10 protein-coding genes are annotated in these 11,115 nt (G+C 65.2%); 7 read left to right on the forward strand and 3 right to left on the reverse strand.

Annotated elements, in window-relative coordinates:
• Nucleotides 1-390: 390 nt before the first annotated feature.
• Nucleotides 391-1,233 (reverse strand): alpha/beta fold hydrolase, encoded by an 843-nt coding sequence (locus tag P1J78_RS22585; RefSeq protein WP_275569645.1) that lies wholly within the window; start codon nt 1,231-1,233, stop codon nt 391-393.
• Between the two features lie 605 nt (nt 1,234-1,838).
• On the reverse strand, nt 1,839-2,150 hold the full coding sequence (locus tag P1J78_RS22590; protein WP_275569646.1) for a hypothetical protein: 312 nt from the start codon (nt 2,148-2,150) through the stop codon (nt 1,839-1,841).
• Between the two features lie 84 nt (nt 2,151-2,234).
• Here P1J78_RS22590 and P1J78_RS22595 point away from each other — a divergent pair, with 84 nt between their 5' ends.
• Nucleotides 2,235-3,881: an ABC transporter substrate-binding protein gene (locus P1J78_RS22595; RefSeq protein ID WP_275569647.1), complete on the forward strand. Its 1,647-nt coding sequence runs from the start codon at nt 2,235-2,237 to the stop codon at nt 3,879-3,881.
• Nucleotides 3,882-3,995: 114 nt separating this feature from the next.
• Entirely contained in the window at nt 3,996-5,174 is a 1,179-nt protein-coding gene (locus tag P1J78_RS22600) for a M24 family metallopeptidase (RefSeq protein ID WP_275569648.1), read from the forward strand.
• 29 nt (nt 5,175-5,203) lie between these two features.
• On the opposite strand, the gene P1J78_RS22605 is transcribed toward P1J78_RS22600, so the two are convergent.
• Nucleotides 5,204-5,656 (reverse strand): Lrp/AsnC family transcriptional regulator, encoded by a 453-nt coding sequence (locus P1J78_RS22605; protein ID WP_275569649.1) that lies wholly within the window; start codon nt 5,654-5,656, stop codon nt 5,204-5,206.
• 126 nt (nt 5,657-5,782) lie between these two features.
• Here P1J78_RS22605 and P1J78_RS22610 point away from each other — a divergent pair, with 126 nt between their 5' ends.
• The 5 genes from P1J78_RS22610 to P1J78_RS22630 all read left to right on the forward strand — a co-directional run bounded on the left by P1J78_RS22610 (nt 5,783) and on the right by P1J78_RS22630 (nt 10,859).
• Nucleotides 5,783-7,258 (forward strand): aminotransferase class V-fold PLP-dependent enzyme, encoded by a 1,476-nt coding sequence (locus P1J78_RS22610; RefSeq protein WP_275569650.1) that lies wholly within the window; start codon nt 5,783-5,785, stop codon nt 7,256-7,258.
• Between the two features lie 67 nt (nt 7,259-7,325).
• Complete coding sequence (locus P1J78_RS22615) at nt 7,326-8,795, forward strand: NAD(P)-binding domain-containing protein (RefSeq protein WP_275569651.1); 1,470 nt, start codon at nt 7,326-7,328, stop codon at nt 8,793-8,795.
• The gene (locus tag P1J78_RS22620) at nt 8,792-9,274 is read left to right on the forward strand and encodes a hypothetical protein (protein WP_275569652.1); all 483 of its coding nucleotides are present in this window, start codon (nt 8,792-8,794) and stop codon (nt 9,272-9,274) included. The genes P1J78_RS22615 and P1J78_RS22620 overlap by 4 nt, the downstream gene beginning before the upstream one ends.
• Entirely contained in the window at nt 9,271-9,861 is a 591-nt protein-coding gene (locus P1J78_RS22625) for a peroxidase-related enzyme (RefSeq protein WP_275569653.1), read from the forward strand. The genes P1J78_RS22620 and P1J78_RS22625 overlap by 4 nt, the downstream gene beginning before the upstream one ends.
• Before the next feature lie 11 nt (nt 9,862-9,872).
• Complete coding sequence (locus P1J78_RS22630; protein WP_275569654.1) at nt 9,873-10,859, forward strand: D-2-hydroxyacid dehydrogenase; 987 nt, start codon at nt 9,873-9,875, stop codon at nt 10,857-10,859.
• Nucleotides 10,860-11,115 lie beyond the last annotated feature (256 nt).

Consider the following 11,115-nt stretch of genomic DNA (forward strand, 5'->3'; position numbering starts at 1 on the left):
CTCGCCGACCCTGCCGCAGACGTGGTTCTGGAAGGACGAGTAAGGCGACTTCCGCGGCGCCGCCCCTGCAGCGGCGCCGCGACACCGATCCGGGGCCGGGCCCGTGTCCATCGCCCGCGCGATCACACCGAACTCGGCGATCTCATCGCCGACGAGGCGACCTCGGCCCCGGACGCGAGCCTTCGGGTGCCGATCCTCGACGAGCTCCACATCAGAGCCGGAAGGCCCCGGCACTTCGGCGGAGACCGCTCGATCGGACCGGACAAGACGCCACGGAGGAGACGGGACTCCACCGTGGATGGGATATGCCGGGCGCCTGCTATGCGCAGCCGCGCGATACCGGATCAGGCGGGGCGCTTCCCTGGACGCTCATCGCACAGGCCCAGCGGTTCAAACGTTCTCCTCCATGAACTTCCGGATCCGCCCGAGCACGAGCTCGCTCTTCTCGATATGGACCGGGTGGTTGGCCCCCTCGACTTCCATCAGTTCGGCGCCGGGGATGCTCTGGGCGATCAGGCGCGATTCTCCCGGCGGGCAGATCCAGTCGTTGAGCCCTACCACGACGAATGTCGGAACGGTGATCGTGGAAAGCTTGTCCCGCACGTCGTAGTACTTGTCGTTCCTGAAGAGCTCGCGATGCGTCTCGGCGTGAATGTGCAGCTCGCGCAGCTCCGCCAGGGCCGCATCCGGGTCGAAATCCTCGTAATAGAGCGGTTGCGACGCGAACAGGATCAGCCGCAATTCCAGATCGTCCTCGCAGCCGTCCCGGATCATCTTGCGGATCATGTCTTCCGACGCGCTCGGCGCCTTGTGCAGCCGGTCCTTGAGGTGGGCGAAGACCGCATCCTGGAAATGATAGCTGGGCGTCGTGCCGCGCAGGATCAGGTGGGACAGGCCCGCCTGGTACTTCACCGCGTAGGTCAAGGCGATCATACCGCCGAAGGAGCCGCCGATCAGGGTGATCTTCTTGCCGCCGCAGACCTCCTTGCGGAAGGCTTCGAGATCGTCGGCGAACTGCGCGAAGGTGTAGGGCGGCGTCAGGCTCGAAAGGCCGCAGCCGCGCTGATCGTAGGCGAGGACCTGGTAGCTGTCCGCGAGCGGACGGAAGGCCTCGAAGTCGCGCCGGTGATCGCCCTGGCCGCGACCGCCGTGAAGAACGACGATCGCATGCTCATGCGCGTCGCCCGCGCTGTCGTAGACGAATTCGGCCCCGTTGAGTTCGACTTTCTTCACTTGGTTTCCTTTCGGTCATTGGGTCGTTCGCGAGCGTGGCGGCATGCGCGGCCGCCCACGTTGCGGGCTGTTTCTAGGGTCTGCCGCCGGACCGCGCGCACGGAGCCATGTCTCTCCCGAGCGGCACCGCGTGTCGTCCGCCTCAAGTCCGGTCGCCGTCTCTGGAGGAGTGTCGGGGGGAACCTCTGGGATTGCTAGACGGAAACAAGGTGCTCGCGACGCCCAATTTGTGATCCTGATAGGCGATCGGGTGCGTTTCTCTATCAGGATGCGCAACATTCGCACGGGCACCGGTTCTGTCTCTCGCGGACGAAAAAGGTCGGCGGATAAACCGTCAAGGGGACGAAGTGGTGTGTTGTCTAGAGGAAATGGCAGCCGAAAGCGGCAAGAGAGCACGCTTGCACCGAGCGATGTGACGCCAAGTCCGCCCTCCACCTCCATTTCATCGCCGCGACCGCCAACTTGGCTGGATCGGCGATCGCCGCACAAGTAAAAGGACTCACCAGAACCGGATCTCGCGCCCGCCCCACCGCACGTGAAAAAGAACGACGAATTCGCAAACGACGGTGAAAAACTAACAGCGATGTGGGCGCAAGAGGAGAGATTCAGTGTTTATGATTGATCTGCATCTTTCTAAAGTTCTGTTTGCCAAAAAGAAACCACCGTGCCTGGCCGGACTGAGGCCAGCGCATGGTCAACAGGAGAGGGAATTGCATGCGTAGACACGCCAAACCGCCGCTGGGCCGGTTATCCGACGCGAAAACCGGGCTCGCGATGGCCGTGATGATGGGGGTCGCCTCCGCGGGAGGTCTCCACGCCCAGGAGACGTATTCCGAAGCGCCGGCTCTTGCAGAGATGTCGGCCTCCGGCGCATTGCCGCCGGTGGAGGAGAGGGTCAGCGACGAACCGCTGGTCATCGAGCCGCTGGACAGCATCGGCAGCTATGGGGGGCAGTTGCGTTTCGGTCTGCGCGGCAGCTCCGACCACAACCACAGGGCCTGGTGCGCTGGAACACGGAATACACCGAGATCGTGCCGCATCTGGCCACCAGCTTCGAGGTCGACGACAACGGGCGCCAGTTCACCTTTCACCTGCGCAAGGGCGTGCGCTGGTCGGATGGAGAGCCGTTCACCGTCGAGGACGTCGCCTTCAACGTCGAGAACCTGCTCCTGGACGAAGACTTCGCACCGGTCCCGACGAGCTACATGACCGGGGGCGTTCCGGTCGTCTACGAGACGGTCGACGAGGATACCGTCCGGTTCACCTTCGAAGAGCCCAACGGAGACTTCCTGGCGCTTCTGGGCGGGCCGCTGGGGCAGCATCCGGTGCTGTATCCCAAACACTACTGCTCGCAGTTCCATCCCGACTTCAACCCGGAGATCGACCAGCTGATCGAGGAGAACCAGGCCTCCGACTGGCAGAACCTGTTCCTGCAGAAGTGCGGCGCCACCGAGCTGCCGGCGCGGTGGGGCAACCCCGACAAGCCGACGCTCGATCCGTGGGTCATTACCGAGCCTTACGACGGCGGGGCCACGCGGGTGGTTCTGGAGCGGAACCCCTATTTCTGGCAGGTCGACACCGAGGGTAACCAGCTGCCGTACCTGGACAAGCTCAGCGCGTCGGTCTCCCAGGACGTCGAGAGCTTGATCCTCGCGATCATCGGCGGCGACATCGATTTCGGCCTTCGGCACATCGATTCCCCGGCCGACCGCCCGGTGCTGGCGGCGAACCGGGAGAAGGGCGACTATCGGATGTTCGCGGCGGTCGTGAGCGGCTTCAACATCATGATGATCGACCTCAACCTGACCCACAAGGATCCGGAGCTTCGCGAGATCTTCAACCAGAAGGACTTCCGCGTCGCGCTCTCGCTCGGCATGGACCGGCAGGAGATCATCGATACCGTGCTTCTGGGCGTGGGCGAGCCGTGGCAGCAGGGGCCGTTCGAGGAAGACAACCCCTACTATCACGAGCAGTTCTCAACCCAGTATATCGAGTACGACCCCGAACGCGCGAACGAGCTGCTCGACGGGATGGGCCTCGACAAGCGCGGCCCGGACGGCATGCGCCTGATGCCCAACGGCGAGCCTCTGTCGTTCCAGATCGACGCCATTCCGACTTTTCGCCCGGAATGGGTGGACACGCTGGAAATGGTGCGCATGCAGTGGGCCGAGATCGGCGTGGACATGAGCGTGAACGCCGTCGAGCGCACCTTCTTCTACGAGCGCACGTCGAACAGCAACGAACACGACGCGGCGGTTTGGGTCGGCGGGGCGCCCTGGATCCCCGGCAGCGACCCGCACCAGATGATCCCGATCAACCACGACGCCCGGTGGGGCATCGCCTGGCGGGACTGGTACGAGAGCGACGGCGAAGAAGGCATGGAGCCGCCGGAAAGCATCAAGGAGCGGTTCCGCCTTTACGACGAGGTCCGGTCGACCACGGATCCCGAGGAGCGCCTGGCGCTGGTGCGGCAGGCCATCCAGATCGCCGCCGACGAGTTCGAGGTGTTCGGCGTCTCGAAGGCCATGCCGACCTACGGGATCGTCAAGAACGACCTGAAGAACGTCCCGGAGAGCATGCTGAACTGGTGGGATCTGGCGACGCCGGCGCATACCCATCCCCAGACCTGGTACTGGGCCGACGAATGAACTGAGACACAGGCGGCGGGCTGTCACGGCCCGCCGCCATGGCCCTCCGCCACTGTCCTCGGCGGCCCCCTCACTCACTCAACAATTCCACAACACGCAGATACCGGGGTGTGCATGTCCTCCGTTCCTCCTTCCCGTATCCGACGGCTGACCTCCGCGATGGCGACGCAAGACCTGGATGCGATGGTCGTCTTCAAGCCGCAGAACAGTTTCTACATGAGCGGGTTCAACCCGATCATCTACAGCCATCCGGTCGTCGCGGTGCTTTGCCGGGACGGCGAAAGCGCGCTTCTCGTCCATGCGCTGCGGGACGATCACGCCCGCGCCGCGAGCTTCGTCGACGACATCCGCCTCTATGGCGCATGGTCGAGCAAGGTGACGATGGGCCCGAGCTGGAAGAGCGCGCTGGCCACGATCCTCGAAGAGAAGGGTGTGGCGAAGGGCCGGATCGGCCTGGATATGGACTTTCTTTCGGTCGCGCGGTTCCGCGAGCTCGAAGAGGTGCTGCCCGATGCCCGGCTTGCCGACGCCTCGGAGGCGATCATGCAGTGCCGGTATGTCAAGGATCCCGACGAGATAGAGAACGCCCGCGCCGCCGCCCGCATGGCCGATATCGGCATGGACGCCGCCATCGCGGAGCTTCGCCGCGGCGGCAACGAACGGGAGATCGCGAGCGCCGCCATGGCGGCCATGAACCGCGCGTGGACCGATGATCATCCCGACAAGGAGGTGGCGGATTTCGGCAACCTGGAGCACGGCGTCCAGAATGGACTGTTCGCCTGGGTTCTGTCCGGCGAGCGCATGTTCCTCAACAGCGACAACCCGACAGTCCGGGTGCCGCGCCGGGGCGAAACCGCGTCATTGTTCATCTGGAGCGTTCTCGACGGGATTCACATCGAGAACGAGCGCACCGTGATGATCGGCGACGTGGCGCCGGAGAAGAAGCAGGCCCTGGAGGCCATCCTGGACATCCGCGCCGAGGTCTTCGCGCGCATTCGTCCGGGCACGCCGATCTCGGATCTGTTCGACTGTTCGAAGGCCGGCCTGGAGGCGAGGGGCTACGGCAAGTACATTCCCGGCAGGATCGGCCATTCCATGGGATTGGGCGCGCATGAACTGCCCTCGATCGACGCGGCGACGCAGGTGCCGCTTCAGCCGGGCATGCTTCTGGCGATCGAGCCGAACATCCGCATCCCCGGCGAGGTCGCGACCCAGATCTCCGACACGGTGCTCGTGACCGAGACGGGCATGGAACAGCTGACCCGCTCGGAAGGCGGGCTGCTGCGGGTGTGACATCCGCAGGCCCGCCTGGCGAGACGGCCCTACACGAGCGGTATCGGGCGCTGTTCCTCGATTGCCTCCATCGCGAAATAGGAGGTGACGGTCTCGAGCTCGACGCCCTTGATCAGACGTTGGTACACGCTGTCATAGGTGGACATGTCCACGGTGACGATCTTGAGCAGGTAGTCGTACTCGCCCCCGATCCGGAAAAAGTCGACCACCTCCGGAATCGCGGAGACATGCCTGCGAAACTGGCGCAGCCAATCCTCGGAATGGTGGCGCGTCTTGACCAGCGAAAAGACGACGAGACCCAGGCCGAGTTTCGCCCGGTCGAAGATGACGGTGTTGCGGCTGATGATGCCGGAGGCCTCCAGCGTCTTGAGGCGTCGCCAGCAGGCATTCTGAGACAGGCCGACCTTGTCGGCGATGGTGCGCTGCGATTGCGAGGAATCCCGCTGCAGCTCCTGCAGGATGCGTAGATCGATGTTGTCCATGACACGGCCTTCTTCGTTCAAAATACCCACGAACTGTAAGAAAGAAGATAAAAGAAGTGAAGAAATTTGCCGGATTGTTGGTCATTGTTCCATCGACATCGGGATAGCGCGCTTAAAGGAGAAACCATGTCACCGCTAGACAAGTTCGCCCGGGTTCTGGGCGGCGACGGCGTCCCCGAGAGGGTCCGTGCGGCGCTGATCGGCGACACGGCCCGGATCGACGGACCGTTCGGCCCCAAGCCGCTGATCTATGCGGACTACGTGGCGTCGGGCCGTGCGCTGTCTTTTGTCGAGGATTTCGTGCGGGACGACATACTTCCCTATTATTCGAACACGCATACCCAGGCGTCCTATTGCGGTGCGTACATGACGCGGCTGCGCGAAGCAGCGCGCGCCGAGATCGCGCGCCTTGTCGGTGCCGACGAGGCCACCAGCGTCGTGTTTTCCGGGGCGGGCACGACCGCGGGCCTCAACCGGCTGGTGTCGCTTCTGGGCGTTCCGGAGGCCGTGGCGCGCGGCGAGCGCGTCGTCGTGCTGATCGGGCCTTACGAGCATCACTCCAACATCCTGCCGTGGCGCGAATCGGGCGCCGAGGTCATCGAGATCGAGGAGGCGGCCACGGGCGGCGTGAACCTGTCCCATCTCGAGTCGGTGCTCGCGGGCCTCCGCGACGGGCCCGCGGATCTGCTCGTCGGCTCCTTCTCGGCGGCGTCCAACGTGACCGGCATCAAGGTCGACGTGGACGCCGTCACACGGATGCTGCGCCGCTACGGCGCGGTTGCGCTCTGGGACTACGGCTGCGCCGCGCCCTATACCGAGATGGATATGCGAGCGGGAACCGATGCACAGAAGGACGCCATCGTGTTCTCGCCGCACAAGTTCCCGGGCGGGCCGGGCGCCTCGGGCGTTGCCGTCATCCGCGACGCCATCGTCAGGCGCACGACGCCCACGAAATCCGGCGGCGGCACGGTGTCCTTCGTGTCGCCCTGGACGCATGTCTATTCCAGGCGGCTGGCCGACCGCGAAGAGGCCGGGACGCCGAATTCCATCGGCGACATCCGGGCCTGCCTGGTGATGCTGGTCAAGGAGGCACTCGGGCAGCGATGGCTGGACGAGCGCCAAGGGGCGCTTCGCAGGATGGCGATGGACGTCTGGTCCGCCAATCCGGCGATCAGGTTGCTCGGCGTCGCGACGGAGGATGCGCTTCCGATCTTTTCGTTTCAGATCCGCGACGGCCGCGGCGGATACGTGCATCATCAGCTCTTCACGCGGATGCTGAGCGACCTTCACGGCGTACAGGCGCGCGGCGGGTGTTCCTGTGCCGGACCCTACGGCCATCGGCTTCTGGACATAAGCCAGGCGGAATCGGCCGCGATCGCCGGGGCCATCGCGCGCGGCGAGGAAACCGAAAAACCGGGATGGGTGCGCCTGAACCTCTCGCCGCTGCTGAGCGACGAGAAGGCCCGGACCATCGTTCAGGCCGTCGACAGCCTCGCCCGCGAGGCGCCGCGCCGCCGGGCGGACTATACGGTGAACACCTCGACCGCCCAGTTCCAGCATGTCGGAGAACGGCAGACGGACGAAGAGCAGGAAACCCTCTGACGATGACCCGACACGCGCCGGCGAGGCACCGCCCTCGCTCCGAACACACCGAGATGGGAACCGCATCATGACACCTTCAGCCTCATCATCCGTCGTAGACTCTCAGGGCCTGGCGCGGCTTGAGGCGCAGGTGCAGGACGCGCTCGGGCTGCTGTGCTACCCGGGCAAGCCCTGGATCCCCCAGAGAGAGGGCGTCACCGACGTGGTGATCGTGGGCGGCGGGATGTGCGGCATGCTCGCCTGGTTCGCGCTGACGGGCGCCGGCATCACGAATATCCGCATTCTGGACCGCAACCCGGCCGGCCTGGAGGGGCCGTGGCTCAACTATGCCAGGATGGAAACGCTCCGCTCGCCGAAAGAGCTGACGGGGCCGTCATACGGCCAAGCCTATCTGACATTCCAAGCCTGGTATCGCGCCCAGTACGGCGCCGAGGCCTGGCGTGACCTCGACAAGATCCCGAGACCGATGTGGATGGAGTATCTTCGATGGTACCGCCGCGTCCTGAACGTTCCCGTGGAGAACGGCGTGTCCGTCGACAGGATCGGCCCGGAAGACGAACTGATCCGGGTGCAGCATTCCGGGGCGCAAACCGGCAGCTTTCTGGCGCGCAAGGTGATCTTCGCCACCGGGCGCGACGGCACCGGCCAGCCCAGCATCCCCGATTTCGTCGGGGATCTGCCAAGGACGTATTGGGCGCATACCGCGGACGATATCGACTTTCCCGCGCTCGCGGGAAAGAAGGTTGCCGTCATCGGCGTCGGCGCCTCCGCCGTCGACAACGCGGCCGAGGCCCTGGAGCACGGCGCCGCGGAAGTCCGTCACCTGATCCGGCGAAAGCAGATGCCCACGATCAACAAGATGACCGGGATCGGCAGCCCCGGCTTCACCGCGGGTTTCGCCGCGCTGCCCGACGAATGGCGCTGGCGTTTCATGCGGTATTCCTTCGCCACGCAGACGCCGCCGCCGCACGGCTCCACCCTGCGGGTCAGTCGCCACGCCAATGCGCATTTCCATTTCGGCAAGGCGGTCGCGGCGCTTCGCGAAGACCGGGGCCGGGTCCGGATCGAACTCGCGGACGGCGACCGATACGTCGCGGATTTCGTCATCCTCGGCACCGGCTTCACCGTCGATCCGCTCGCGCGATCCGAGTTCGGGCCGGCCGCGGAAGAGATCAGGCTGTGGAAGGACGCCTACCAGCCCCCCGAGGGCGAGGCGTCGCGGGATCTGGGCGCCTTTCCCTATCTGAACCCGGATTTCACCTTCTCCGAGAAACGGCCCGGCACCGCGCCGTGGATCGGCAACGTCTATTGCTTCAACTACGGCGCGACGGCCAGCCTCGGCAAGGTGAGCGGCGATATCCCGGGCGTTTCGGACGGGGCGGCCTGGCTTGCGCGGGCGCTCTGCGCGACGCTGTACCGGGAGGATGTCCTGCACCACTGGCAAAGGATCCAGGAGTACGACGAGCCCGAGCTCGACGGCAGCGAATGGACACCGACAGATCTGCCGGTCGGTCAGGAGAAGGGAGCCGTCGCGTGAGCCTGCCCGACACCACCGCCATCGCGCAGGCAGACATCGCGACGGGCTCCGACCTGGAGCGCACCCTGTCCGGGCGGCTGGAGATCTTCGAGATGACGCAGGCCGCCGAAGAGGCCGTCCTGCGCCCCGGGGAGGTCGGCGCGTGGCCGCACGACCTGCGCGCCGCCTGCGCCGCAAGGATCGCGGCGCTCAACGGGGACATGGCCCTTCGCGACCGGTATCTGGCCGGCGCCGGGGCGGCCGCCGACCTGGCCGACCCCTCGTCGGACGGCAGCGACCGGGAGATGCAGGCGGTGCTCGCCTTCATGGACAAGGTCGCCGCCGACACCAGAGCCGTCGAGAAAGCCGATATCGACGCCCTGAAAGAGGCCGGCGTCGCGGATGCCGATATCGTCAGGCTGGCGGAACTCAATGCATTCGTCTCCTACCAGATCCGGGTCATCGCCGGTCTGCGCCTCATGAAGCGGTCACGCCCATGACGACGGTCCTGAAGAAGTTCACACGGACCGTTCCGCACTGGCAGCCCCGCGTCCGGCCCGTCGATCTTGCGCAGGCCACCGAGGCGCAGCTGGACGCGCTGCAGGTCACCCCCTCGAATACGAAGGTCTCGGAATACGTTCTGACCCTGGCGCACGATGTCGAATCCCTGAAGGTCCGCTCGCCGCTGTTCAACGCCATCATGTACGGAAAAGGCGGAATGAACCGCGCCGAGCGCGAGCTGGGCGCCATCAGCGCATCCCTCGTCAACGGCTGTATCTACTGCGCCGCGGTCCACGCCGCCCGCCACGCGCAGATCGAGAAGTCGACAGAGGTGACCGACAGCCTCTTCAGGGACGGCGCCGAGGCCGATCTGTCGCCCCGCGATCGCGCCATCTTCGATTTCGCGAGGGCGCTTTCGGCCTGCCCGAGCGAGGCCACGGAGGACCAGACGGCCAGGCTGCGCGAGGCCGGCCTGACCGAGCTCGAAATCCTGGACCTGATCCTCTCCACCGCTCTCTTCGGCTGGGCCAATCGTCTGATGCACGTCCTGGGCGATCCCGTCCGCCCCGACGGGCAGGACAGATAGGGGCGACATCGATGCGAAGGATCGTTTTTCTCGAACGTCAGACGATGGGCCCCTCCATCGAATGCTGCGGCCCGGATTTCGCGCATGTATGGACGGCCTACAAGACGACGCGTGCGTCGCAGGTCGTGGACCGGCTGGCGGATGCGGAGATCGCCGTCGTGAACAAGACCCGTATCGGCCGGGCGGAACTGGAACGTCTCCCCGAACTCCGGTTCATCGCGATCGCGGCGACGGGCCATGACAACGTCGATCTGCAAGCCTGCGAGGCGCGGGGCGTCACCGTGTCGAATGTGCGCGACTATGCCGCGAGCACGGTTCCCGAGCATGTTTTCGCACTGTTGCTCGCGCTGTCCAAGAACCTGGTCGGGTATAAGGAAGGCGTCGCCGCCGGGACGTGGCAAGGCTCCGGTCAGTTCTGTTACTTCGACCGCGATATCAGATCGCTCAAGGGGACGAGACTGGCGATTTTCGGCGGCGGGACCATCGGCCGCGCTGTGGCCGCCATCGCTGCGGCGTTCGAGATGGATGTCGTTTTTGCCGCGCGCAAGGGAGACGCCTCTGTTCCCAAGGCACCTTACGTGTCGTTCGACGAAGCGCTGGAAACGGCCGATGTCCTGACGATGCACGCGCCTCTGACCGCCGAGACCCGGGGGCTTATCGGTCACGACGAATTCGCCCGAATGAAGCGGCGCCCGATTGTGATAAACTGCGGAAGAGGCGGCCTTATCGACGAAACGGCGGCGGCGCGGGCTCTCGAAAGCGCCCGGATTTCGGCCATCGGCGTGGATGTCTTGTCCACCGAACCGCCGGAGCCCGACAACGCGCTGCTCAAGCTCGCCGGGAGGCCCGATGTCATCGTGACACCTCACATCGCCTGGGCCGCGCCCGAAGCGCGCCGAGAGGTATGGAGGCAAGTCATTGAATCTATCGAGGCATATGCTGCCGGCGCCCCCGTCAGAACGCTTACGGGTGCCCTCCGGGACTCCGCCGCTTCGTGAAGGAATGGACTGATGCCGATATTCTCCCAGACAGCGCGTGCCCCGCGCACGCCCCAGCCACACCGGACCGCGCCAGGTTCCAATCAGGATAACCGGGCGCGAGTCCTCGGCCATTGCGGTCTAGATCGAGCGGGGATTATCTGATGTTGATGGTTTATATAGCGCGTCGCGTTTTGTGGGCGATCCCGTTTTTGTTTGCGGTTTCGCTGATTGCGTTTGCGCTGATCAGCGCGCCGCCGGGGGACTATCTGACGAC

Source organism: Psychromarinibacter sediminicola, assembly GCF_029168335.1.
Lineage (GTDB): Bacteria > Pseudomonadota > Alphaproteobacteria > Rhodobacterales > Rhodobacteraceae > Psychromarinibacter > Psychromarinibacter sediminicola.